The organism is Streptomyces montanisoli (assembly GCF_017813245.1).
In the GTDB taxonomy this organism is placed as follows: domain Bacteria; phylum Actinomycetota; class Actinomycetes; order Streptomycetales; family Streptomycetaceae; genus Streptomyces; species Streptomyces montanisoli.
This window is the reverse complement of sequence record NZ_JAGIQL010000020.1, coordinates 17846-41409: the sequence shown is the minus strand read 5'-3', so window position 1 is coordinate 41409 and position 23564 is coordinate 17846. Positions and strand designations below refer to the sequence as shown.

Below are 23564 nucleotides of genomic sequence, written 5' to 3'. Positions count from 1 at the left end.
CCCCCTGTCCTCAGCCCTGTGCTGTGGGGCGGACGACGATGTCGCCGACGTCCACCTGGGCGGGCTGCTCGACCGCGAAGGCGATGGCGCGGCCGATCGCCTCCGGCGGGATGGCGATGTCGAGGCCGGTCTCCCGCACCTGGGCCCTGATCGACGGGCTGGTCACGGAGTCCGCGAACTCCGTGCCGACATAGCCGGGGGAGACCATGGTCACCCTCAGGTCGGGCCCGGCCTCCTGGCGCAGGCCCTCGGTGAGGGTGCGGACGGCGTTCTTCGTCGCGGCGTAGACCGCCTGGTCGGGGACGATGCGCAGGCCGGCCGTGGAGATCACGTTGACGAAGTGCCCGCGCCGCTGCTCCCGGAAGACCGGCAGCGCCGCCGCGATCCCGTGCAGCACGCCCTTGAAGTTGACGTCGACCATCCGGTCCCAGTCGTCGACGCGCAGCTCGTCGAGCGGCGAGATGGGGCCGATGCCCGCGTTGCTGACGAGGACGTCGAGCGCGCCGTACCGCTCGCGGGCGAGGGCGACCAGGTCCGCGAGGTCCGCGCGCCGCCGCACGTCCACCTCCGTCCAGGCGGCGCTGCCGCCGTCCGCGCTGATGCGGGCCGCCAGCGCCTCGAGCCGCTCGGCGCGGCGCGCCCCGAGCACCACCTTCGCGCCGCGTGCCGCCAGGAGTGAGGCGGTCGCCGCGCCGATCCCACTGCTGGCTCCTGTGATCGCCACGACCTTGCCGTCGAGTCCGTCCATGGTGACCTCGCTTATGTTGAAGTAAGAGGGCTATTACTTTTAAAGTAAGAACCCTCTAACGTTGTTGTCAAGAAAGGTGCCGGGGTGGCGGGTGAGAGGGGCGAGACGGGACGTGCGGGGGCCGCTGGGCGTGCGGGCGCGACCGGGCGCACGGGGGTGCGACCGGCCAGGGGGCAGCTGCGGGCGGCGCTGGTCGCCGAGAGCTTCGCGCTACTGTCCGAGTCGGGGCTCGCCGGCTTCTCGGTCGCGGAGCTCGCCCGCAGGCTCGGCGTGAGCGCGGCGGCTCCCTACCGTCACTTCCGCGACCGCGACGAACTGCTCGCCGTCGTCGCCACACAGGCCGCCCACGAGCTCACGGGGTCACTACGGGACGCCGCCGAAGCGGCGGGCGGCGACCCGGTCGACCGGCTCGCGGCCGCCGTCGGCGCCTACGTGCGCTACGTGGGCGCCCGCGGCGCCGGGCTCGACGTCGTCTACGCCCGGGAGCTGCGGCACCTGCGGGACGGCGAGCTGGCCGGGGCCGGACGGGAGCTCATGGCCCTGCTGCTCGACCTCACCCGGGACGCGGGCCACACGGATCCCGCCCGGGCCCTGGCGGTGCTCGAGCAGCTCTTCGCGCTCGCCCACGGCTATACGGCCCTGGACACGGGCGGCCTCCTCAGCCACTCCCGCCTGTCCGACGAGGAGACCGCCGAACGTGCCGCCCGGGCGGCGGCCGCCCTGGTGCGCGGCAACGCGATGTGAGCCGTGGGTCAGATCAGTGCGTCCCGGTGGGCGCCACCCGACTCGGCGACGATCTCCTCGACCGTCTGCGGCGTCCTCACCGTCGCGAACGACACCGGGCCGTCGTCCGGGGCCGTGAAGCCGTGCACGCCGGGCCGCGGCAGGCTGTTGTAGGCGTAGTGGTGCGCGAAGTAGTACGCGCCCGTGTCCAGCGCCGCGACCACGTCGCCCTGCTCGATCCGCGGCAGCGGCCTGTCCGTCGCCAGCAGGTCGCCCGAGAAGCAGGCGGGGCCCGCCACGTCCTGGGCGATCGGCTCGCCCGTGCGCGGCTCGCCCTTCTCGTCGAACACGGCGATCCGCAGCGGCCACGCCTGAGGCACGTAGACCGTGCGCGTCGCCACCTGGACGCCCGCGTGCGTCACGGCTATGGGGCGCGCGCCGGCGGACTTCGTGTACTCGACCTTCGCCAGCACCGTCCCGTGCTTGGCGAGCAGGGACCTGCCGAACTCCGTCACCAGCCCGTACCTGCCGTCGAACAGCCCGGGCACTGCCTCCTTCAGCACGCGCACGTACTCCGCGTAGCCGGGCGTGGGCTCGTCCGAGGCGAAGTTCACCGGGAGGCCGCCGCCGATGTCGAGCGTGTCGATCTGCCGCCTGCCGGCCGCCGCGTTGATCTCCTCGGCCAACTCGTACAGCGCCCTGATGCCCTCGGCGCTCAGCGCGAGCGGCACGCCCTGCGAGCCGGAGTGCGCGTGCAGACGGGTCAGCCACGGGCGGCGCGTGTACGCGTCGATGAGCCACTCGCGCGCGCCCTCGTCGCGCAGTGCCACCCCGAACTTCGACGTCGACGTGGCCGTCGAGGTCGCGCCGATCGAGCCCGTGCCGGTCTGCGGGTTGACCCGGATGCCGAGCGGGGAGGCCGTCCCGCGGCCGTCGACGAGCGCGTCGAGCCGCGCCAGCTCCTGGGCGTTGTCGGCGTTGACCGCGATGCCCAGGTCGAGCGCCTCCCGCAGTTCGGCGGTCGTCTTGGCGGGCGAGTCCAGCACGATCGCGTCAGCCGTCATCCCGGCGGCGCGCGCGAGCGCCAGCTCGCCGGGGCTCGCGACCTCGGCGCCCACGCCCTCCTCGCGCAGCAGCCGCACCACGGCGACGAGCGGCGAGGCCTTCACCGCGAAGGCGTGCAGCACCGGCGTGCCGGGCGGGAGCGCCGCGGCGAACGCCGTGCGCAGCGCGGCGGCGGACTCGCGGATCCCCACCACGTCGAGCAGGCCCACCACCGGCTGCTCGTCAGTGATGAGCCCCTCGGCCACGGCGGCCCGCACGGCGCGCTCGCGCCTGGCGGCGGCCGCCTCGCCCCTGCCCCCGGTCGTGTCCTGTATGTCGGTCTCTGTCTCGCCCGTGTGCATGTGCCCATGATGCTTGATGGGCCTGCCCGCTCGCCCGGCCCTGTTGACTAAAAATATTCAGCACGTCAGGATGTGAATAACCAGTTCACGCCGGATCGCTCGCGGAGGAGTAACCCGCCATGTCAGAGCCTCGCCTTGTCAGGGCCCCTCGCGGCCCCCAGCTCAGCGCCCTGGGATGGCAGCAGGAAGCCGCCCTGCGCATGCTCCAGAACAACCTCGACCCCGAGGTGGCCGAGCACCCGGAGAAGCTCGTCGTCTACGGCGGCACCGGCAAGGCCGCCCGCGACTGGCGCTCCTTCGACGCCATGGTCCGCACGCTGCGCACCCTCAAGCAGGACGAGACGATGCTCGTCCAGTCAGGGCGCCCCGTCGGCGTGATGCAGACCCACGAGTGGGCCCCGCGCGTCCTGATCGCCAACTCGAACCTCGTCGGCGACTGGTCGAACTGGGAGGAGTTCCGCCGCCTTGAGGCGCTCGGCCTCACGATGTACGGGCAGATGACCGCGGGATCCTGGATCTACATCGGTACCCAGGGCATCCTCCAGGGCACCTACGAGACGTTCGCGGCCGTCGCCGCCAAGCGCTTCAACGGCACGCTCGCGGGAACGATCACGCTCACCGCCGGCCTCGGCGGCATGGGCGGCGCCCAGCCCCTGGCCGTCACCATGAACGACGGCGTCGCCATCTGCGTCGACTGCGACCCGCGCGCCATCGAACGGCGCATCGAGCACCGCTACCTCGACGTCCGCGCCGACAGCGTCGAACACGCCCTCCAGCTCGCCGTCGAGGCCAGGGACGCCCGCCGCCCCCTGTCCATCGGCCTGCTCGGCAACGCCGCCGAGGTGCTGCCCCGGATGCTCGCCGACGGCGCCCCGGTCGACATCGTCACCGACCAGACCTCCGCGCACGACCCCCTCTCCTACCTGCCGGTCGGCATCGACTTCGACGACATGGCCGCATACGCGGCCGAGAAGCCCGCCGACTTCACCACCCGCGCCCGCGAATCCATGGCGCGGCACGTCGAGGCCATGGTCGGCTTCCAGGACGCGGGCGCCGAGGTCTTCGACTACGGCAACTCCCTGCGCGGTGAGGCCAAGACCGCCGGCTACGAGCGCGCCTTCGACTACCCGGGCTTCGTCCCCGCCTACATCAGGCCGCTGTTCTGCGAGGGCAAGGGACCCTTCCGGTGGGCCGCGCTGTCCGGCGAGGCGTCCGACATCCACAAGACGGACAAGGCGATCCTCGACCTCTTCCCGGAGAACGAGTCGCTGCACCGCTGGATCACCATGGCCCAGGAGCGCGTCCACTTCCAGGGCCTGCCCGCCCGCATCTGCTGGCTCGGCTACGGCGAGCGCGACCGCGCGGGCGAGCGCTTCAACGACATGGTGGCCTCCGGCGAGCTCGCGGCGCCCCTCGCCATCGGCCGCGACCACCTCGACACCGGCTCCGTCGCCTCCCCCTACCGCGAGACCGAGGCCATGCGCGACGGCTCCGACGCCATCGCCGACTGGCCGCTGCTCAACGCCATGGTCAACGTCTCCTCCGGCGCCTCCTGGGTCTCCATCCACCACGGCGGCGGCGTCGGCATGGGCCGCTCCCTGCACGCGGGGCAGGTCACGGTCGCCGACGGCACGCCACTCGCGGGCGAGAAGATCCGCCGCGTCCTCACCAACGACCCGGGCATGGGCGTCATCCGCCACGTCGACGCCGGGTACGAGGAGGCCGAGGCCGTCGCCGAGGCCAAGGGCGTCCGCGTCCCGATGCGCGAGCAGGCGCAGGAGGAGGGCAAGTGACCACCGCCGCCTTCCAGACGATGTGGGACGACCTCGCGCGCATCGGGCGCGAGGCCTCCACCGGCGGCTACCGCCGCTACGCCTGGACCGGAGCCGACACCGACTGCCGCGCATGGTTCCGCGAGCAGGCCGAATCCAGGGGCTTGCGCAACGAGACCGACCGCAACGGCAACCTGTGGGCATGGCTCGGCGACCCCGAGGCCGGCGACGCCGTCGTCACCGGCTCCCACCTCGACTCCGTCCCCGACGGCGGAGCCTTCGACGGGCCGCTCGGCGTCGTCTCCGCCTTCGCGGCACTCGACGAACTCCGCGCCCGCGGGACGCGCCTCACCAAGCCGCTCGCCATCACCGCCTTCGGCGACGAGGAGGGCGCACGCTTCGGCGTCGCCTGCGTCGGATCCCGCCTGTCGGCGGGCCAACTCACCCGCGAGCAGGCCCACGCCCTCAGGGCCACCGACGGCACCACGCTGCCGCAGGCCATGGAGGCCGCCGGCTACGACCCCGACGCCATCGGCCCCGACCCCGAACGCCTCGGCCGCATCGGCGCACTCGTGGAACTGCACGTAGAACAGGGCCGGGCGCTCGACCTCACCAACGCGCCCGTCGGCCTCGCCTCCGCCGTGTGGCCGCACGGCCGCTGGCGGTTCGACTTCCACGGCGAGGCCAACCACGCGGGCACCACCCGCATCGAGGACCGCCGCGACCCGATGCTGCCCTACGCGGAGACCGTGCTCGCGGCCCGCCGCGAAGCGGAACTCGCCGGTGCCCTCGCCACCTTCGGCAAGGTCCTCGTCCAGCCCGGTGGTGTCAACGCCATCCCCTCCCTCGTCAGTGCCTGGCTCGACTCCCGAGCCGCCGATCCCTCGTCCCTTGACACCGTCGTCGGCGCCGTCGAGTCGGCCGCCCGCGACGCGGCCACCCGCTCCGGCGTCGAACTCGACGTCGTACGCGAGTCCTTCACCCCCCTCGTGGAGTTCGGCCACGCCCTGCGCGACGAACTCGCCCGTATCCTCGGCCGCACATCCAACGCGCCGCTCCCCGTGATCCCCTCGGGCGCTGGACACGACGCGGGGATCCTCTCCGCATCCGTCCCGACCGCCATGCTGTTCGTCCGCAACCCCACCGGCATCTCCCACTCCCCGGCGGAGAGCGCCACCGAGGACGACTGCGTGGCCGGGGTGCGAGCCCTCGCCGACGTACTGGAAGGACTTGCCTGCGCATGAGCGCCAGCGCCGCCGGCACCAGTGCCGCCACCTACTGGCTCGAGCACGCCTGGCTCGGCACCCGCGTCGAGCCGGGCGTGACGGTCGAGACCGCACACGGCCGCATCACCGCCGTCTACCCGGGCACCCAGGCGCCACCGCCCGGCGCGACCGCCCTGCGCGGGCTCACCGTCCCCGGCCTGGCCAACGCCCACAGCCACGCCTTCCACCGCGCCCTGCGGTCCGAGGTGCAGGTCGGCAGCGGCACCTTCTGGACCTGGCGCGACGTCATGTACGGCACGGCCGCCCGCCTCACACCCGACACGTACCACGCGCTGGCCCGCGCCGCGTACGCCGAGATGGCCCTCGCGGGGATCACCGCGGTCGGCGAATTCCACTACCTGCACCACGCGCCCGACGGCACGCCCTACACGGACCCCAACGCCATGGGCGAGGCCCTCATCGCCGCCGCCGCGGAAGCCGGCATCCGCATCACCCTCCTCGACACCCTGTACCTCTCCTCCGGACCCTCGGCGGAGCGCGGTGGCGCGCCCCTCACCCGTCAGCAACTCCGTTTCTCCGACGGCACCGCCGACGCCTGGGCCGAGCGCGTCTCCGCCCTGCGGACGGCCGACCCCGGCCAGGCGCTCATCGGCGCCGCCCTCCACTCCGTACGCGCCGTGCCCGCCGATCAGATGGCCACCGTCGCCGCCTGGGCCGAGGCCCACGACGCACCCCTGCACATCCACCTGTCCGAGCAGACCGCGGAGAACGACGCCTGCCGCGAGGCGCACGGCCGTACCCCGGCGGCGCTCCTCGCCGACCACGGCGTGCTCGGGCCGCGCACCACGGCCGTGCACGCCACACACCTGACCGACCAGGACATCGAGCTCATCGGCTCCTCCCGTACCGGCACCTGCATGTGCCCGACGACCGAACGCGACCTCGCCGACGGCATCGGCCCCGCCGTCGCCCTCGAAGCCGCCGGCTCCCCCCTCTCGCTGGGCAGCGACAGCCACGCCGTCATCGACCTGCTCGAAGAGGCACGCGCCATGGAACTGGACGAGCGCCTGCGCACCCGCAGGCGCGGCCACTGGACCGCGGCCGCACTGCTGCGCGCCGCGTCGGCGACCGGCCACGCGGCCCTCGGCCGTCCGGACGCGGGCGTCATCGAGCCGGGAGCGCCCGCCGACCTGGCGACCGTCGCCCTCGACTCCGTCAGAACGGCGGGTGCACGGCCGGCGATCGGTGCGGAGACCGCCGTATTCGCCGCGTCAGCGGCCGATGTGCGCCATACCGTGGTGGCCGGGCGTCACGTCGTACAGGACGGCGTCCACACGCTCGTGCCCGACGTGCCCACCGCCCTCGCGGACGCGATAGCGGCGCTGCGCCCCTGACCGGGCGCCCGATCGGGCCGCCGGCCGGCCCGCCGACCGGGCACTCGCGCAGAAGACGCCGGCCGCCCAGCCGCCGCCCGTCGCCCCAGAAGACGTCACCACGCACGCGTCCCAGGAAGGAACACAGCACCGCGATGACGACACTCGTCACCCACATCTCCGGCCTGGTCACCAACGATCCCTCCCTCGGATCGGGGTCGCCCCGCTCGAACACGGCCGACAGCGCGTCAGACGCGCCTGTCGGACTGATCCAGGACGCGGCCGTCGTCATCGACGGCGACCGCATCGCCTGGGTCGGTGAATCAAGCAAAGCACCCGCCACTGACAATCGGGTCGACGCCGAGGGCAGGGCGGGCATCCCGGGCTTCGTCGACTCCCACTCCCACCTGGTCTTCGCGGGCGACCGCACCGCCGAGTTCAACGCCCGCATGTCCGGCCGCGCCTACTCGGCCGGCGGGATCCGCACCACCGTCGCCGCGACCCGCGCCGCCACCGACGAGCAGCTGGCGGCGACCCTCGACCGCTACCTCGCCGAGGCCCTGCGGCAGGGAACCACCACCATGGAGACCAAGTCGGGCTACGGCCTCACCCCCGGCGACGAGTCCCGCGCGCTGCGCGTCGCGGCGTCCCGCACCGACGAGGTCACCTACCTCGGCGCCCACATCGTCGCCCCCGAACTCGCCGACGACCCCGCCGCCTACGTCGACCTCGTCACCGGCGACATGCTCGACGCCTGCGCCCCGCACGCCCGCTGGGTCGATGTCTTCTGCGAGCAGGGCGCCTTCGACGGCGACCAGGCCCGCACCGTCCTCACCGCAGGGATGAAGAAGGGGCTGCTGCCCCGCATCCACGCCAACCAGCTGACGTTCGGCCCAGGCGTCCAGCTCGCCGTCGAACTCGGCGCCGCCTCCGCCGACCACTGCACCCACCTCACCGACGCCGACGTGGACGCCCTGGCCCAGAGCGACACCGTCGCCACGCTGCTGCCCGGCGCCGAGTTCTCCACCCGCGCCGAATGGCCGGACGCCCGCCGCCTCCTCGACGCCGGCGCCACCGTGGCACTCGCCTCCGACTGCAACCCCGGCTCCTCGTTCACCTCGTCCGTGGCGTTCTGCATCGCCCTCGCTGTACGGGACATGGGGATGACCCCCGACGAGGCCGTCTGGTCCGCCACCGCGGGCGGCGCCGCGGCCCTGCGCCGCTCCGACGTCGGCCGGATCACCGTCGGCGCCCGCGCCGACCTCGTCCTCCTCGACGCGCCGAGCCATGTCCACCTGGCCTACCGGCCGGGCGTGCCGCTGGTGTCCTCGGTGTGGCAGGCGGGCCTGAAGGTCCTCTGAACGACCGGCCGCCGGTCCTCAGAACCACCGGCTGCCGCACAACAGTTGGCTCGTACGTCACCCCCGTACCACCCGCCCCACAGGAAGGGCGGAAGCCCTGTCCCCGGAGTAGGCGGGCCGGTAACGTCCTGTTCCGCATGCGGGCGCCACGGAGATCGTGGACCCGCGGGGGGACTGGTGCCCAGAGCACCGCGACCGGGGGGTCGAGTTGAGCGTTGTGCACAGTGCCGTGCGAATCCGGGTGGTCGCGCCGGAGGAGCTGGGCGAGGCGGAGGTGGAGGCGTGGCGCGCGTTACGCGCCGCGTCGGGGGCACCGCTGAACCCCTTCATGGAGCCCGAGTTCACCCGGGCGGTGGGCAGAGTGCGGCCGGCCGCACGGGTCGCCGTCGTGACGGAGGCGCAGGGGACGTCCCGGAACGGATCTGCGGACGCCGGGGCCGTGCCGGGGGCGCCGGGTGCCGGGGCCGGGCCCGCTGCTGGGGCCGGGCTCGCGGCCGGGGCGGGGCTCGCGGCCGCAGGATTCTTTCCGTACGAGGCGGGCCCACTCGGACGCGGCCGCGCCATCGGCCTTGGCGTGTCCGACAGCCAAGGGTCCGTTCTGCGCCCCGGGCTGCGCCTCGACGTCCGTGACCTGATGCGCGCATGCTCGCTCTCAGCCTGGGAGTTCGACAATCTGGAGGACGGGCAGACCGGCTTCCTGCCCTACGCGGCCGAAGGATTCGAGTCACCGGTCATCGACATGGGGGACGGCTACGAGGCGTACGAGGCCGGCCTGCGCCTGAGCGCGCCCAAGTTCTACAGGACCACGACGGCCAAGGAGCGGCGCCTGGGCCGGCAGGCGGGCGAGGTCCGCTTCGTCTTCGACGAGCGGGACCCGGCGGCGCTGGACGCGCTGATGGAGTGGAAGTCCGCCCAGTACAGGCGGACGGGCCGCCGCGACCGGTTCGCCAAGGACTGGATACGTGACCTGGTGCGGCTCCTCGCGAACACCCGGACCCCGGGCTGCTCCGGCGTGCTGAGCGTGCTGTACGTGGCGGACCGGCCGGTCGCCGCGCACTTCGGCCTGCGCTCCGCGACCGTGCTGTCCTGCTGGTTCCCCTCGTACGACACGGAGTTCGCGAAGTACTCGCCCGGCCTCGTCCTGCATCTGCGGATGGCGGAGGCGGCCGCGGCGGAAGGCATCTGCATGCTCGACCTGGGCCGGGGGGCCGCGGAGTACAAGGACTCGCTCAAGACCGGCGGGCTCAAGGTCTACGAAGGCTCAGCGATGCGGCCGGGGCCGCTGGCCGTGCTCCACCGGGCGAGCAGGGAGCCGGGCCGCCGCATCCACAGCTTCGTGAGGAACAGACCGGTGCTCGCCTCGCTCGCGCAGCGCACGCTCAACCAGGTCGGCAGGGTGCGGGCACGCTGAAGCGGTACAGCGAGGACACACGATCGGGTGACGCCGCGTGACACCCGGGCTCCGGCGGAGTCAAAGGAAACAGGGGAGGGATCGGCGCGCAGAGCACGGCGCGAGAACGGCTCGCCGGGCTCGGAGCACGACACGGACAGTGGTACAGAACGAGGGGGAACCATGCCGTACAGAGATGTGCCACCGCAGTTGACGGCGCGTGCCCGCCGCGCACCGGGGGCGGGTGGCGCGGTGGCCGAGGAGACCCTGGCCCCGCCGGGGCCCGAGGCGATCACCGTCGCCGACCTCGATCTCGCGGGTCCTGATGGACCCGTGCTGTCCTGCACGCCCGCGCCGGGCGGCCCCGAGCCGGTGTCCGGCGGTGACGCGTACGCGCTGGTCCGCCTCGGCGGAGTGCCGGTGGCCACGGTCCTGACACACATCCCGCAGGGCGCGGATCCGGCGGAGGCACTCGCGGCGGCCTACCGCGCCCACCATGCCCATCGCGAGGCCGGGACGGCCGGGACGGCCGGCGGCGCGGGCGCCGGGGCCTGTGACCGTGTCCGGCGGGCCGCTGAGCCGCCGCGTACGACGGTCGTCGTCGCGACGCGTGAGCGGGCGGGCCGCCTCGCTCGCGCCCTCGACTCCCTGCTCGCGCAGGACCACCCCGACTTCGGGATCATCGTGGTGGACAACGCCCCGGCCACGCCGGCCACAAGTGAACTCGTGACGTACGCGTACGCCGGCCGCGTCACCTATGTGCGCGAACCCGTGCCGGGTCTCGCCGCCGCGCACAACCGCGGGCTCTCGGCCGTGCCCCCTGGCACGGACGTCGTCGCGTTCACCGACGACGACGTCGTCGCCGATCCCCACTGGCTGACCTCGCTCACCGCACCCTTCGCGGCCGATCCGCGCCTCGGCTGCGCCACGGGGCTGATCCTGCCCGCACGCCTCACGACACGCGCACAGATCCTGCTGGAGAGCCACGGCGGCTTCGCCAAGGGGTTCACGCCCCGCCTGTACGACCCGGCCGCGCCACCCGCCGACGAGCCGCTGTTCCCGTTCACCGCGGGCAGCTTCGGCTCCGGCGCCAACATGGCATTCCGCACGGAGGTTCTGCGCGCCGTCGGCGGCTTCGACCCGGCCACAGGCACGGGCACCGCCGCCCGCGGCGGCGACGACCTCTACGGATTCGTACGAGTCCTCAGCGAGGGCCACCGGCTGAGGTACACGCCCGACGCGCTCGTGTGGCACCACCACAGGGAGACCTGGCAGGACCTCAGGAACCAGGCGTACGGCTACGGCGTGGGCCTCACGGCATACCTCACCGCGGTCCTGGTACGGCGCCCGGCCCTGCTGCCCGCGCTGCTCGCGAAGATGCCACGCGGACTGGCGCACGCGCGCGCCATCACCGCTCACCGTCCGGCGGCACCGGGTGCCGGTACGGGGGCGGTGGAGGGCCGGCCGGCCGCGCCAGGAACACACGGCGGGCAGGGCCACCCATGGCCGCGCTCGCTGTCCCGTCTCGAACGCATGGGCATGCTGTACGGGCCGCTGGGCTACGCCAGGGCGCGGTTCGCGCAGCGGGGGAGGCGGCGGACATGACACCTGTACCGGTGCTGCTGTACCACGCGGTGATGCTCGATCCACCGGCCTGGATCGCGGAGTTCACGGTCACACCGCGCACGTTCGCCGTCCAGCTCGACGCGGTCGTCGCGAGCGGGCGCACGCCCGTCACCGCGAGCACGTTCGCCGCGGGCCTCGCGGGCCGGGCGGAGCTGCCCGCGCGGCCGGTCGTGCTGACCTTCGACGACGGCTTCGCAGACCTGCCGGGGCCGACGGCCACGGCGCTCGCGGCCCGGGGGCTGCCCGCCACCGCGTATCTCACGACGGGCGCCGTCCGAGGAGGCGGTGGCAGCCTGCTGCCGTCCGCGCCGATGATGGCGCTGGCACAGGCCGCCGAACTGGAGGCGCACGGCATCGAGATAGGTGCCCACACGGTGACGCACCCGCAGCTCGACACGCTGCCCGCGGACGAACTGCGCCGCGAGCTCGGCGAGTCGAAGGACGTCCTCGAGGACGTCCTCGGACACCGGGTGGACCACCTGGCCTACCCGCACGGCTACAACAGCCGGGCCGTGCGCGCCGCCGCCGCGTCGGCGGGGTACGCGTCCGCCGCGGCGGTACGGCACGCACTGAGTTCGCCTGACGACGAGCCCTACCGGATGGCCCGGCTGATCGTGCGCCGATCGCACACGGCGGCCGACGTCGCGTCGTGGATGGCGGGAGAGGGGGCGCGTGTCGCGCCGTTCCCCGATGCGCCGAAGACGGTCGGCTGGCGGCTCTACCGCCGGGCCCGCGCCCGTGTGCGCGGCCCGGAGTTCGCGGGGTAGCCGGCGGCGGGCACGTGAGGGGGACGTGGACAGGGACGGCAGCGAACCACCGGGCCGAAGAGGAACCGGGACATGACAGACACCCGTAGCACCACCGAGACACCAGGGGGAGCAGGACCGTGGCACAGCACGAGATGTCCGCGCCGGGCGGCGCGCACCGCACGCTGACACGGGAGCGTTCGCAACGCCTTCCGGTCAGCCCGGCGCGGCTGCTGACATGGCTGCCGCTCCCGGTCGGCGCCGCCCTGTGGGCCTGGTCGCTGCCGAGGATCGTCTTCCGCGACATGGACGACTTCGGGTTGCTCGACCGCTTCCCCATCGCCTTCTACGCCTCGCTCGCCGTCCTCACCGTCGGCTTCATCGCGTCCCTGCGCCGCGCCGGCACCGCCCCCTGGTGGCCGCTGACGTACAGCCTCGGCATGCTGTTCGCGCTCAAGGCACCCACAGCGCTGCTGTACGACACGGTCCGCTACGCCTGGGCGTCCAAGCACGACGCGGTCATCGCGCGTCTGCTCACCGAGGGCACGGTCCATCCGCACCACGCGCTGAACGGCGGCATGTCCGCCTACGACCAGTGGCCCGGGTTCTTTTCCCTCAACGCGGCGCTGATCCGGGCATTCGGCGTGCACGGCGCCGCCGTCTACACGAACTGGGCGCCCGTCATATACGGCGCCCTGATGCTGCCGATCCTCGTGGTCATCTACCGGACGTTCACCGACGACTGGCGGCTCGTGTGGACCGCGGTGTGGATCTTCCAGCTCGCCAACTGGGTCGGCCAGGACTACCTCTCGCCGCAGGGCTTCGCCTACGTGCTGTTCCTCGCGGTCTTCGCGGTCGTGCTGCGGCACTTCGTACGGCCGGGCACGGCCGGCCGGCTGCGCGACCGGGACGCGCTCGACCCGGCGGCCGCGCCGGTACCGCCCGCGACGACCTGGCGGCAACGGGCCCTGGGAGTCGTGTTGCTGGCGCCGTTGATCGCGGCGATCAACTCCGCTCACCAGCTGACGCCGGTGATGCTGTGCGTGACGCTGTTCGCGTTCTGCCTCACCCGGCGCTACCGCAACATCGGCCTGTTCGTGGTCGCCGTGGTCATCATGGGGGTCTGGGACCTCACCATGGGCAGGCCGCTCTTCGTCGACACCATGAAGACGCTCAGCGGCCAGCTCGGTGACCTGCTCAGCAACGCGAAGCCCGGGATCGGTGGCGCCCCGACCGGTGAGGGCGCCGAACTCGTCGGCATGGTCAACATCATCATGGTCGTCGCCCTTGGGGTCCTGGCCGTGGCCGCCGTCCTGCTGCGCCGCCGCCTCGCCAGATCGGCGCTGCCACTGCTGCTCGCGGCGATCGCGCCGGCGCCGCTCCTCGCCGTCAACAACTACGGCGGCGAAATGGTCTTCCGCGTCTACCTGTTCGGCCTGCCGGGCGCCGCGTTCTTCGCGGCCGCCGCGCTCGTCCCGTCCGCGGCGTACGCCGGCACGGCCAGGAGGATCGCCCAGCGGGCCATGGTGGTCGCCCTGCCCGCCGGGGCACTGGTGCTGCTCGCCGGCTTCCTGCCGTCGTACTACGGCAAGGAGAGCATGCAGTACGCGCCGCCCCAGGAGGTCGCGTTCGTGAAACGCGCCTACGACAGGGCGCCGACCGGCGCGCTCGTCATGGCGGCCACGGGTTCCTTCCCCGACGCGTACTACCACTACAACCACTACGACCACTGGTTCTTCACCGAGCAGGACGCGGCGGCCAACCGCAAGCTCCTCAAGGATCCCGGGGACTACCTGGCTGGCGGGATACCCGACGGCTGTCCTGCCTTCATCATCCTCACGCCCACACAGCGCGACGCGGTGCAGGGCGAGGGGTACCTGCCGACGGGCGGCTACGACCGGCTGGTCGCCGAGCTGAAGCAGTCCCCTCACTTCAAGATCGTCGAGAACACCAGGCACGGCCTGCTGCTCGAACATCTCCCCCTGCCCACGAAGCCCGAGCCCCTGCCACCGGACGTCGAGCCCTGATCCCGACCGCCCCGCCGCGACCACCAGGAGCCACGCCACCTCATGAACCGCACCCGCACACAACTCAGAGCCGTCCTCGCCTGCTCCGGATGGATCGCCCTCGCGGTGACCCTGCTGCCCGGCGGCGCGCTGCTGCGCTGGATCCCCGTGTTGCTGTTCGTCACCTTCGGCCCGGGGCTCGCACTGCTCCACCCGCAGCCCGGCGTACCGCGGCCCGGGGCCCGTCTGGAGCTGTTCGCGCTCGCGGCGCCCCTGAGCTGGTCGCTCGCTACGCTCGCCGCGACCGCGCTGTTCCTCGTGCGGGGCTTCTCCGCCACGGTGTTCCTCATATCGCTCGCGGCGTTCTGCACGGTGGCCGCGCTGCTGCCCGGGCTGCCGCTGCCGGCCGCGCTCCGGGGCGCGGGCGACGAGCCGGACGAGCCGGTGGACGCGGTGGGTGCGGGCGCGGCGGGTGCCGGCAGTGGCACGGGCGGGGAACCCTGAGGATGAGGCGTCCCACGGGCGGGCGGCCCGCTTCCTCCGCGGCACGCAGGTTCGGCGGCACGGAGCTGCTCCTCGCCCTGGCGACGGTGGGTGCCCTGCTGGCGGGCCTCGCCACCTGGTGGATCAACCGGCCGGACCACACACCGGCCGCCGGCGACTGCGCGCCGACGAAGCTGCTGGAACCGCCGTGCGGGGCCTGGTGGGGGGCGTACGTGCCGTATGCGAAGAACGGCTCGCTCACGGACGCCGTGCACTCCTTCGAGAAGAAGATCGGCCGCAGGCTCGACCTCGTGTACACGTACCACGACATGTCCAACACCCGGCGCGACGGCCTGCTGCTCACCCCGGACGAGCGGGAGCTGGGCAAGGACCGGATGCTGATGCTGGCCTGGGAATCGACGGTGTGGAAGGAGCCCCACCACAAGAACTACACGGAGCGGCAGCTCGGCTGGTCGAAGGTCGCGGCCGGGGACTACGACCGGACGATCATCGATCCGCAGGCGGAACGGATCAAGGCGTACGGGAAGACGATCTTCTTCTCCTTCGACCAGGAGTCGGACTTCCGCACACCGGCCGCCGGCACGCCCGCCGAGTTCGTCGCCGCCTACCGCCATGTCCACGACCGCTTCGAGCAATTGGGGGTGAAGAACGTCGTCTGGGTGTGGACCGTGTCCGGCTACCTCGGGCACAAGGAGCTCATGAAGGAGCTGTACCCGGGCGACGCGTACGTCGACTGGATCGGCATGGACCAGTACAACTACTACCTCTGCCACAGGTCGACGAACTGGCTGGACTTCCGGAGCAGCCAGCAGCCCTCCTACACCTGGCTGCGCGAGAACATCTCGCGTACGAAGCCCCTGATGATGGCGGAGTTCTCCACGGCGCCAGACCCGGCCGACCCCGGCCGGCAGAAGGACTGGTACGAGCGGATACCGAAGGCAGCACCGCACCTGCCAGCGGTGAAGGCGATGGTGCAGTGGGACAGCCCCGTGCCCGGACCCGACTGCGACCTGCGAGCGGATCACGGGCCGGCGCTCCAGGGCTACCGCACGGCCGGTGAGGCGCCCTACTTCCACCAGCCGCTGCCGGCCGAGGTCCGCTGACGGGGCCCCGGCCGGCAGCGCGGCTCACGCCTGGGGCGGACCGTCCAGCTGCTCGATCGTCGCCAGGGACGGGCCCCTGCCGGCCTGGAGGCCGCGTGCGGCGTCCTCCGCCGAACGCAGCGTGCGCACGGCGTTCTGCCAGGTCAGCTTCGCCAGGTCGGCGCGGGACCAGCCGCGGGCGCGCAGCTCCGCCAGCAGGTTGGGGTAGCCGGCGACGTCCGACAGGTCGCTCGGCGTGAACGCCGTGCCGTCGAAATCGCCGCCGATGCCCACGTGGTCCACGCCCGCGACCTCGCGCATGTGGTCCAGGTGGTCCGCCACCGTGGCCGACGTGGCGACCGGGCGCGGGTGCGCCGCCTCGAACTGCTCGTGCAGACGCATCGCGGCCGGCGTCGTGTCCAGGTGGTGCAGCCCGTGCGCCCGCAGGTTCTCGTCGGCGGCCTGCGTCCACGCCACCGCGTCCGGCAGGACGAACTTCGGAACGAACGTCGCCATCGCCACGCCGCCGTTGGCCGGGAGCAGCGCCAGCACGTCGTCCGGGATGTTCCTCGGGTGGTCGCAGACCGCGCGTGACGAGGAGTGCGAGAAGACCACCGGTGCCTCGGCGACCTCGAGCGCCGCGTGCATCGTCGTCGCCGCGACGTGCGACAGGTCGACCAGCATGCCCAGCCGGTTCATCTCCCGCACGACCTCGCGGCCGAACGCCGACAGGCCACCCACGCGGGGCTCGTCCGTCGCCGAGTCCGCCCACCGCAGGTTGTGGTTGTGCGTGAGCGTCATGTACCGCACGCCCAGTGCGTACAGGGCCCGCAGGGTGCCGAGCGAGTTCGCGATGGACTGGCCGCCCTCCGCGCCCATCAGCGACGCGATCCGGCCCTCGGCGCGCGCCGCCTCCATCTCGTCGGCGGTGCAGGCGGGCGCCAGGTCCTTCGGGTAGCGCGCGAGCAGCTGCCCGACGAAGTCGATCTGCTCGAGCGTCGCCGCGACGGCGTTCTCCTCGGGCCCCAGGTCGGACGGCACGTACACCGACCAGAACTGGGCGCCGACCCCGCCCTTGCGCAGCCGGGGGATGTCCGTGTGCAGCTCGCCGGTCCGGTCGCCCGCGACGTCGACCGCGTCCAGGTCGTAGCGCGCCTTCTCGCGCATCGCCCACGGCAGGTCGTTGTGGCCGTCGACCACGGGGAACTCGGCCAGCAGTTCCCGGGCCTCGGCCTCGTACGAGGAGGATGTCATCGCGCCGCTCACTTCCCGAAACCGAAGGACGCGTCGCCCTGCTGCTTCGCGCGCAGCCGCTTGCCCTTCTCCGTCGCCTGGTGGTTCAGCTCCTGCTGGAACTCCTTCATGTGGGCCCGCAGGCCCGGATCGTGCGCGCCGAGGATCCGCGCGGCGAGCAGCCCCGCGTTGCGGGCGCCCGCCACCGACACGGTCGCCACCGGCACCCCCGCAGGCATCTGCACGATCGACAGCAGCGAGTCCATGCCGTCCAGGTACTTCAGCGGCACCGGCACGCCGATCACCGGAAGCGGCGTCACCGACGCCAGCATGCCCGGCAGGTGCGCCGCGCCGCCCGCGCCCGCGATGATCGCCTTCAGCCCGCGGTCCGCCGCGCCCTCGCCGTAGGCGATCATCTCGTGCGGCATGCGGTGTGCGGAGACCACGTCGACCTCGTAGGCCACACCGAACTCGTCCAGTGCCTTGGCCGCGCCCTCCATGACCGGCCAGTCGGAGTCGGAGCCCATCACGATGCCGACGAGCGGCTCATCAACGGAAGTCACTCGGTGATCGTTCCTCGCAGGTAGCCGGCGGCGTGGCGGGCGCGCTCCAGCACGTCGTCCAGGTCGTCGCCGTAGGTGTTGACGTGCCCCACCTTGCGGCCGGGCTTCACGTCCTTGCCGTACATGTGGATCTTCAACTGCGGGTCGCGTGCCATGCAGTGCAGGTAGCCGGCGTACATGTCGGGGTAGTCACCGCCGAGCACGTTGCACATCACCGTCCACGGCGTGCGGGCACGCGGGTCCCCGAGCGGCAGGTCGAGCACGGCCCGCAGGTGGTTGGCGAACTGCGAGGTCATCGAGCCGTCCTGCGTCCAGTGGCCCGAGTTGTGCGGGCGCATCGCCAGCTCGTTGACGAGGATCTCGCCCTGGCGGGTCTCGAACAGCTCGACCGCCAGGTGGCCGACGACGCCGAGCTCCTTCGCGATCCGCAGCGCCAGTTCCTGGGCCTCGCCCGACAGCTCTTCCGACAGGCCGGGGGCCGGCGCGATGACGGTGTCGCAGACGCCGTTGACCTGCTGGGACTCCACCACCGGGTAGGCGACGGCCTGGCCGTGCGGGGACCGGACGACATTGGCGGCAAGTTCCCGCGCGAAGTCGACCTTCTCCTCGGCCAGCACCGGCACGCCCGCCCTGAACGGGTCGGCCGCCTCCGCCTCGGACCGTACGACCCACACGCCCTTGCCGTCGTACCCGCCGCGGACCGTCTTGAGGACGACCGGGTACCCGGTGCCCTCCTGGGCGAAGGCCGTCACGTCGGCCGGGTCGCGGACGATGCGGTGGCGCGGGCACGGCACGCCGAGCGCCGTGAGCCGCTCGCGCATCACGCCCTTGTCCTGCGCGTGCGCGAGGGCGTCGGGGGAGGGACGGACGGGCACGCCGTCCGCCTCCAGTGCCCGCAGGTGTTCGAGCGGTACGTGCTCGTGATCGAAGGTGATCACGTCACAGCCGCGTGCGAACGCCCGGAGGGTCTCCAGATCGCGGTAGTCACCCACGACGACGTCCGCGACCGCTTGGGCGGCGGAGTCCTGCGGTGTGTCACTGAGCAGCTTGAACTTCAGGCCGAGGGGAATGCCGGCCTCGTGGGTCATACGGGCGAGCTGACCGCCACCGACCATGCCGACTACGGGGAACGTCACCCGACCAGGGTATCCGGCGCCCCGCGGCGGCCGCCGGGCCACTCACCGGCACCTGCCAGGACGCCCGGATGTCCTGGAGGGACAGCCGTGGCGCCTGCGGCTCGTTAGCATGGGCCGCCACGACACCGAACGGACGGGGCGAGGCCAGATGAGCGGACAGGGCGCCGGCGGGACGCCGGGAACGCGACTGCGCCGGCTGATCCAGGAGGTCGTGAAGTTCGGCGCCGTCGGCGGCTCGGGCCTGCTGGTGAACCTGCTGGTCTTCAACCTGGTCAGGCACGTCACGGACCTGCAGGTGGTCCGCGCGTCCGTGCTGGCGACGGTCGTGTCGATCATCTCCAACTACATCGGCTTCCGGTACTTCGCCTACCGCGACCGCGACAAGTCCGGCCGCACGCGCGAGCTGACGCTCTTCCTGGTCTTCAGCGCGATCGGCCTGGTCATCGAGAACGGCGTGCTCTACACGGCGACGTACGGGTTCGGCTGGGACGGGCCGCTGCAGAGCAACGTCTTCAAGTTCATCGGGATCGGGGTGGCCACGCTGTTCCGCTTCTGGTCGTACCGGTCGTGGGTGTTCAAGGCCCTGGTGCCCGCCGCCGAGGCGCCGCCCGGACGGGAAGCGCCCGTGAAGGCGCAGCCCGACCGGGTCGGCTGAGCGTCACCGGTTCACCGGTCACCGGTCACCGGTCACCGGTCACCGGTTCGCCGGGTCACCGCACCGGGCGTTCCGGTTCCTTCCGCTCCTGGGTCTCGCGGCTCAGGAACAGCGCGAACACCGGCGGGTACGGCTGGAGCAGTTCGAGGCGCCCGCCGTCCGCCTCCGCGAGGTCGCGCGCGACGGCGAGGCCGATGCCCGTCGAGTTGTGGCCGCTGATCGCCCGTTCGAAGATCCGCGCGCCGAGGTCCGGGGACACGCCGGGCCCCTCGTCCGTCACCTCGATGACGGCCTGGTTCCCGGTGACGCGCGTCCTGAGGGCCACCGTGCCGCCGCCGTGCATGAGCGAGTTCTCGATCAGCGCGGCAAGCACCTGCGCGATCGCGCCTGGCGTGGCCATCACCCACACGCCCTGCCGCCCGGAGCGCACGATGGCGCGGCCCGCGCTGCGGTAGACGGGCTTCCACTCCTCTATCTGCTGCTTGATGATCCTGTCGAGATCGAGGGCGACCGCCGAGCCGGTGCGCGGGTCGCGGGCGTTCGTGAGCAGGCGCTCCACCACGTCGGTGAGCCGCTCCACCTGGTTGAGCGCGATCGCCGCCTCTTCCTGCGCGGTGTCCAGGTCCTCGGTGAGCGTGATCTCCTCAAGACGCATCGACAGGGCGGTCAGCGGCGTACGGAGCTGGTGCGACGCGTCGGCGGCGAGCCTGCGCTCGGCGGTCAGCATGCGGGCGATGCGCTCCGCGCTCGAGTCCAGCACGTCGGCGACACGGTCGAGCTCGGGCACCGCGTACCGCTTGTGGCGCGGCCTCGGGTCGCCCGAGCCCAGCTTCTCGGCGGTCTCCGCGAGGTCGACGAGCGGCGAGGCCAGCTTGTTGGCCTGCCGCACGGCGAGCAGCACGGCGGCGATGATCGCGAGCAGCGCGACCGCGCCGATGATCAGCAGCGTGCGGCCGACCTCGCGCGTGACGGACGAGCTCTGCTCCTCGACGGTGACGACCTCGCCCTGCTCACCGCGCGCCTGGCCGCGGATGACGGATCCCGTGGGCTTCTTGCCCACGTGGACGTCGGGGTGTCCTGGCACGTCGACGCGCGCGTACCGGTGGATGGTGATCTGCTGTTTCAGCGCGTCCGCGCTGATGGACTCGCCGCCGAGCAGCCGTCCGTCGACGATGCTGACCACGCGCAGGGCCTCGGAGTCCACGCTCTCCTGGGCGCTGTTCGTGATCGTCCGCGTCTCGACGATGACGAGGGAGACGCCGAAGACGGCGATGACGACGAGCACCACGGCGAGCGTGGAGTTGATCAGTCGACGGCGCAATGTGCCCTCCGGGCATGGGTGGCTCGGGGTCGCCCGGGCCGGTGCCCGCGGCCGGGCGGGTCAGCTCTTCTCGAAGCGGAAGCCGACGCCGCGTACCGTGGCGATGTAGCGGGGGTTGGCCGCGTCGTCGCCGAGCTTCTTGCGCAGCCAGGAGATGTGCATGTCGAGCGTCTTGGTGGACGACCACCACGTCGTGTCCCACACCTCGCGCATCAGCTGATCGCGCGTGACGACCCGGCCCGCGTCCCTGACCAGGACCCGCAGCAGGTCGAACTCCTTCGCGGTGAGCTGCAGTTCGTCATCGCCCATCCAGGCGCGGTGCGATTCGACGTCGATGCGCACGCCGTGGGTGGCGGGCGCGGGCGCGGGTTCCGCGGCGCCCCGCCTGAGCAGGGCGCGCACCCGGGCGAGCAGTTCGGCGAGGCGGAAGGGCTTCGTCACGTAGTCGTCGGCGCCCGCGTCTAGCCCGACGACCGTGTCGACCTCGTCGGCGCGCGCGGTGAGCACCAGGATCGGCACCGCGTGGCCCTCCGCCCTGAGCCTGCGGGCCACCTCGAGGCCGTCCATGCCCGGCAGGCCGAGGTCGAGCACGACCAGGTCGACGCCGCCCTGCAGTCCCGCGTCGAGGGCTGTGGGCCCGTCCTCGCGCACCTCGACCTCGTACCCCTCTCGGCGGAGGGCGCGGGCCAGCGGCTCGGAAATGGAAGCGTCGTCCTCGGCGAGCAGTACTCGGGTCATGGACGTGATGGTAGTCCGCGGACGGCATCGCTCGGGCAACGATCGACCGAGCCTGCGGTACGGTCTGGGAAGCAGGGTTTCGCCTTCGATTTATGGTGTCAACCGTGCCGATTACCTGTGACTCATCTCTCAAGTACTTTCAAATAGGCCTATAGCGTGCCGTATGGTTATGCGAGGCCTGTAGTACTACCTAGGACCTTTGGCGATGAAGCTGCCAAAGGTCTTTTTTGTGTGCAGGCGGTTCCCCCACGGGCCCGGCGGCCCACAAGGCCCCCTGACCCCCCACGGTCCCGGCCACCCCACGGCCGGTGCGCCATCACGAGCAAGGAACACCATGGCGACCACACCGACGAAGGACGCGTCGAGCCCACCCGGCAGCGGCAAGACCTTCTTCGGCCACCCGCGCGGCCTGGCCACCCTGTTCATGACCGAGATGTGGGAGCGGTTCAGCTTCTACGGCATGCGGGCGCTGCTCACGATCTACCTGCTGTCCGGCGGTCCCGACGCGTCCAAGGGCCTGCAGACCGGCGGCCTCGGCATGGACCTCGCCACCGCCACGGCGATCTACTCGATCTACAACTCGCTGGTCTACCTGCTCGCGATGCCGGGCGGCTGGCTGGGCGACCGGGTGTGGAGCCCGCGCAAGACGGTCGCGGTCGCGGCCGGCACGATCATGGTGGGGCACCTGACGCTGGCCCTGCCGGGCTCCGGCACCTTCTTCGTGGGCCTCGCCCTCGTGGCGCTCGGCTCCGGCCTGCTCAAGGCCAACATCTCGACCATGGTCGGGCACCTCTACAAGGGGCCGGACGACCCGCGCAGGGACGGCGGTTTCACGATCTTCTACATGGGGATCAACGTCGGCGCCTTCTTCGCCCCGCTGGCTATCGGCACCGTCGGCGAGAAGGTCAGCTGGCACCTGGGCTTCGCGCTCGCGGCCGTCGGCATGGCCCTCGGCCTCGCCCAGTTCCTCATCGGCAGCCGCAACCTGAGCCCGGAGAGCAGCAAGGTCCCGCAGCCGCTGTCCCCGCAGGAGCGCTCGGCGTGGCTGCGCAAGGGCTTCACCTGGCTGGCCGTCGCGGTGGTCGCCTACGCGATCATCGTGCTCAGCGGGCACTTCACGCCCAACTGGGTGATGATCCCGCTGACCGTCGCGGGTCTGATCATCCCCGCGGGCGTGCTGTGGCGGATCAAGCGCGACCGGTCGCTGTCGACGGGCGAGCAGGGCAAGATGTCGGGCTACATCTGGTTCTTCGTCGCCGCGGCGGTGTTCTGGATGATCTACGACCAGGGCGGTTCGACGGTCCAGGCGTTCGGCACCAACAAGGCGTCCGACAGCGTGCTGGGTCTCTCCTTCCCGACGTCCTGGTACCAGTCGCTCAACCCGATCTTCATCATGGCGCTCGCGCCCGTGCTCGCCTGGTTCTGGCTGCGACTCAACCGGCGCGGCTCCGAGCCGAGCACGGTGGTGAAGTTCTCGGTCGGCCTGGCGTTCATCGGCCTCTCGTTCTTCTTCTTCCTGATCCCGCTGTTCATGGCGTCGAACGGGTCGCTCGTCTCGCCGATGTGGCTGGTCGGCATCTACCTGATACAGACCGTGGGCGAACTGTGCCTGTCGCCGGTCGGCCTTTCGGTGACGACGAAGATGGCGCCGGAGAAGTACGCGAGCCAGATGATGGGCGTGTGGTTCCTGGCCGTGACGGCGGGCGACTCGGTGACGGGACTGCTGTCCATCGCGCACGTCGGCCTCAACAGCACGGGCGTGGTCACGCTGGAGGCGGCACTCGCCGTGCTCGCGGGTGTGGCCGTGTTCATGTACCGGCGGCGCGTGCGCGACCTGATGGGCGAGGTTCACTGACGCGCGAGGCCCCTTACCGCCGCCGGGAGGGCGGCGGCAAGGGGCCTCGCCCACGGGCGGCACGCGCGCACGCCGACGGCCACGCTGGGCGCCGGCATGC

20 protein-coding genes are annotated in these 23564 nt (G+C 72.2%); 13 read left to right on the top strand and 7 right to left on the bottom strand.

Annotation, left to right across the window (positions count from 1 at the left end; all coding sequences use genetic code 11):
• Positions 1 to 10: 10 nt before the first annotated feature.
• Positions 11 to 748, bottom strand: a complete 738-nt coding sequence (locus JFN87_RS07650; protein WP_209339141.1) for an SDR family oxidoreductase — start codon at positions 746 to 748, stop codon at positions 11 to 13.
• Positions 749 to 832: 84 nt separating this feature from the next.
• On the opposite strand from JFN87_RS07650, the gene JFN87_RS07645 reads away from it, so the two are divergent.
• Positions 833 to 1492, top strand: coding sequence for a TetR/AcrR family transcriptional regulator (locus JFN87_RS07645; RefSeq protein WP_209339140.1), 660 nt, complete (start codon positions 833 to 835; stop codon positions 1490 to 1492).
• A gap of 8 nt (positions 1493 to 1500) precedes the next feature.
• On the opposite strand, the gene JFN87_RS07640 is transcribed toward JFN87_RS07645, so the two are convergent.
• Positions 1501 to 2877 carry a type III PLP-dependent enzyme domain-containing protein gene (locus tag JFN87_RS07640; protein WP_209339139.1) on the bottom strand — a complete coding sequence of 459 codons (1377 nt, stop codon included), beginning with the start codon at positions 2875 to 2877 and terminating at the stop codon, positions 1501 to 1503.
• A 119-nt stretch (positions 2878 to 2996) separates the two neighbouring features.
• Here JFN87_RS07640 and hutU point away from each other — a divergent pair, with 119 nt between their 5' ends.
• From hutU to JFN87_RS07590, 10 genes are all read left to right on the top strand, one after another.
• Complete coding sequence (gene hutU / locus JFN87_RS07635) at positions 2997 to 4670, top strand: urocanate hydratase (RefSeq protein WP_209339138.1); 1674 nt, start codon at positions 2997 to 2999, stop codon at positions 4668 to 4670.
• 20 nt (positions 4671 to 4690) lie between these two features.
• Positions 4691 to 5893 (top strand): allantoate amidohydrolase, encoded by a 1203-nt coding sequence (locus JFN87_RS07630; RefSeq protein WP_209339163.1) that lies wholly within the window; start codon positions 4691 to 4693, stop codon positions 5891 to 5893.
• Positions 5890 to 7269: a formimidoylglutamate deiminase gene (locus JFN87_RS07625; protein WP_209339137.1), complete on the top strand. Its 1380-nt coding sequence runs from the start codon at positions 5890 to 5892 to the stop codon at positions 7267 to 7269. The genes JFN87_RS07630 and JFN87_RS07625 overlap by 4 nt, the downstream gene beginning before the upstream one ends.
• Positions 7270 to 7403: 134 nt before the next feature.
• The gene (hutI, locus tag JFN87_RS07620; RefSeq protein ID WP_209339136.1) at positions 7404 to 8609 is read left to right on the top strand and encodes an imidazolonepropionase; all 1206 of its coding nucleotides are present in this window, start codon (positions 7404 to 7406) and stop codon (positions 8607 to 8609) included.
• A gap of 229 nt (positions 8610 to 8838) precedes the next feature.
• The gene (locus JFN87_RS07615) at positions 8839 to 10020 is read left to right on the top strand and encodes a GNAT family N-acetyltransferase (protein ID WP_372449196.1); all 1182 of its coding nucleotides are present in this window, start codon (positions 8839 to 8841) and stop codon (positions 10018 to 10020) included.
• A gap of 270 nt (positions 10021 to 10290) precedes the next feature.
• Positions 10291 to 11604, top strand: coding sequence for a glycosyltransferase family 2 protein (locus JFN87_RS07610; RefSeq protein WP_372449198.1), 1314 nt, complete (start codon positions 10291 to 10293; stop codon positions 11602 to 11604).
• On the top strand, positions 11601 to 12392 hold the full coding sequence (locus tag JFN87_RS07605) for a polysaccharide deacetylase family protein (RefSeq protein WP_245178915.1): 792 nt from the start codon (positions 11601 to 11603) through the stop codon (positions 12390 to 12392). The genes JFN87_RS07610 and JFN87_RS07605 overlap by 4 nt, the downstream gene beginning before the upstream one ends.
• Positions 12393 to 12511: 119 nt before the next feature.
• Complete coding sequence (locus JFN87_RS07600; RefSeq protein WP_209339134.1) at positions 12512 to 14398, top strand: hypothetical protein; 1887 nt, start codon at positions 12512 to 12514, stop codon at positions 14396 to 14398.
• 42 nt (positions 14399 to 14440) lie between these two features.
• Entirely contained in the window at positions 14441 to 14881 is a 441-nt protein-coding gene (locus tag JFN87_RS07595) for a hypothetical protein (RefSeq protein ID WP_209339133.1), read from the top strand.
• Between the two features lie 2 nt (positions 14882 to 14883).
• Entirely contained in the window at positions 14884 to 15984 is a 1101-nt protein-coding gene (locus JFN87_RS07590; protein ID WP_209339132.1) for a glycoside hydrolase family 26 protein, read from the top strand.
• Positions 15985 to 16008: 24 nt separating this feature from the next.
• Here the strand turns inward: JFN87_RS07590 and JFN87_RS07585 are convergent, their stop codons facing one another.
• From JFN87_RS07585 to JFN87_RS07575, 3 genes are read right to left on the bottom strand one after another with little or no spacing between them, the layout of a single operon-like run.
• Positions 16009 to 17217: a dipeptidase gene (locus JFN87_RS07585; RefSeq protein ID WP_209339131.1), complete on the bottom strand. Its 1209-nt coding sequence runs from the start codon at positions 17215 to 17217 to the stop codon at positions 16009 to 16011.
• Positions 17218 to 17225: 8 nt separating this feature from the next.
• The gene (purE, locus tag JFN87_RS07580) at positions 17226 to 17723 is read right to left on the bottom strand and encodes a 5-(carboxyamino)imidazole ribonucleotide mutase (RefSeq protein ID WP_209339160.1); all 498 of its coding nucleotides are present in this window, start codon (positions 17721 to 17723) and stop codon (positions 17226 to 17228) included.
• 32 nt (positions 17724 to 17755) lie between these two features.
• Positions 17756 to 18874: a 5-(carboxyamino)imidazole ribonucleotide synthase gene (locus tag JFN87_RS07575; RefSeq protein ID WP_209339159.1), complete on the bottom strand. Its 1119-nt coding sequence runs from the start codon at positions 18872 to 18874 to the stop codon at positions 17756 to 17758.
• A 169-nt stretch (positions 18875 to 19043) separates the two neighbouring features.
• Here JFN87_RS07575 and JFN87_RS07570 point away from each other — a divergent pair, with 169 nt between their 5' ends.
• Complete coding sequence (locus JFN87_RS07570; RefSeq protein ID WP_209339130.1) at positions 19044 to 19550, top strand: GtrA family protein; 507 nt, start codon at positions 19044 to 19046, stop codon at positions 19548 to 19550.
• Between the two features lie 55 nt (positions 19551 to 19605).
• Here JFN87_RS07570 and JFN87_RS07565 read toward each other — a convergent pair whose 3' ends face one another.
• A complete protein-coding gene (locus tag JFN87_RS07565) occupies positions 19606 to 20871 on the bottom strand; it encodes a sensor histidine kinase (RefSeq protein ID WP_209339129.1) in 1266 nt (421 codons plus the stop codon).
• Positions 20872 to 20931: 60 nt separating this feature from the next.
• Positions 20932 to 21609: a response regulator transcription factor gene (locus tag JFN87_RS07560; RefSeq protein ID WP_030897302.1), complete on the bottom strand. Its 678-nt coding sequence runs from the start codon at positions 21607 to 21609 to the stop codon at positions 20932 to 20934.
• Positions 21610 to 21943: 334 nt separating this feature from the next.
• On the opposite strand from JFN87_RS07560, the gene JFN87_RS07555 reads away from it, so the two are divergent.
• The gene (locus tag JFN87_RS07555) at positions 21944 to 23464 is read left to right on the top strand and encodes a peptide MFS transporter (RefSeq protein WP_209339128.1); all 1521 of its coding nucleotides are present in this window, start codon (positions 21944 to 21946) and stop codon (positions 23462 to 23464) included.
• Positions 23465 to 23564 lie beyond the last annotated feature (100 nt).

What these genes read in the sequence shown, in the direction of transcription:
- JFN87_RS07650 (WP_209339141.1), bottom strand. Translation starts at nt 748, where the DNA reads ATGGACGGACTCGACGGCAAGGTCGTGGCGATCACAGGAGCCAGCAGT.
- hutU (WP_209339138.1), top strand. Translation starts at nt 2,997, where the DNA reads ATGTCAGAGCCTCGCCTTGTCAGGGCCCCTCGCGGCCCCCAGCTCAGC.
- JFN87_RS07555 (WP_209339128.1), top strand. Translation starts at nt 21,944, where the DNA reads ATGGCGACCACACCGACGAAGGACGCGTCGAGCCCACCCGGCAGCGGC.
- JFN87_RS07560 (WP_030897302.1), bottom strand. Translation starts at nt 21,609, where the DNA reads ATGACCCGAGTACTGCTCGCCGAGGACGACGCTTCCATTTCCGAGCCG.
- purE (WP_209339160.1), bottom strand. Translation starts at nt 17,723, where the DNA reads ATGGGCTCCGACTCCGACTGGCCGGTCATGGAGGGCGCGGCCAAGGCA.
- JFN87_RS07640 (WP_209339139.1), bottom strand. Translation starts at nt 2,877, where the DNA reads ATGCACACGGGCGAGACAGAGACCGACATACAGGACACGACCGGGGGC.
- JFN87_RS07570 (WP_209339130.1), top strand. Translation starts at nt 19,044, where the DNA reads ATGAGCGGACAGGGCGCCGGCGGGACGCCGGGAACGCGACTGCGCCGG.
- JFN87_RS07595 (WP_209339133.1), top strand. Translation starts at nt 14,441, where the DNA reads ATGAACCGCACCCGCACACAACTCAGAGCCGTCCTCGCCTGCTCCGGA.
- JFN87_RS07575 (WP_209339159.1), bottom strand. Translation starts at nt 18,874, where the DNA reads ATGGTCGGTGGCGGTCAGCTCGCCCGTATGACCCACGAGGCCGGCATT.
- JFN87_RS07590 (WP_209339132.1), top strand. Translation starts at nt 14,884, where the DNA reads ATGAGGCGTCCCACGGGCGGGCGGCCCGCTTCCTCCGCGGCACGCAGG.
- hutI (WP_209339136.1), top strand. Translation starts at nt 7,404, where the DNA reads ATGACGACACTCGTCACCCACATCTCCGGCCTGGTCACCAACGATCCC.
- JFN87_RS07625 (WP_209339137.1), top strand. Translation starts at nt 5,890, where the DNA reads ATGAGCGCCAGCGCCGCCGGCACCAGTGCCGCCACCTACTGGCTCGAG.
- JFN87_RS07605 (WP_245178915.1), top strand. Translation starts at nt 11,601, where the DNA reads ATGACACCTGTACCGGTGCTGCTGTACCACGCGGTGATGCTCGATCCA.
- JFN87_RS07630 (WP_209339163.1), top strand. Translation starts at nt 4,691, where the DNA reads ATGTGGGACGACCTCGCGCGCATCGGGCGCGAGGCCTCCACCGGCGGC.
- JFN87_RS07585 (WP_209339131.1), bottom strand. Translation starts at nt 17,217, where the DNA reads ATGACATCCTCCTCGTACGAGGCCGAGGCCCGGGAACTGCTGGCCGAG.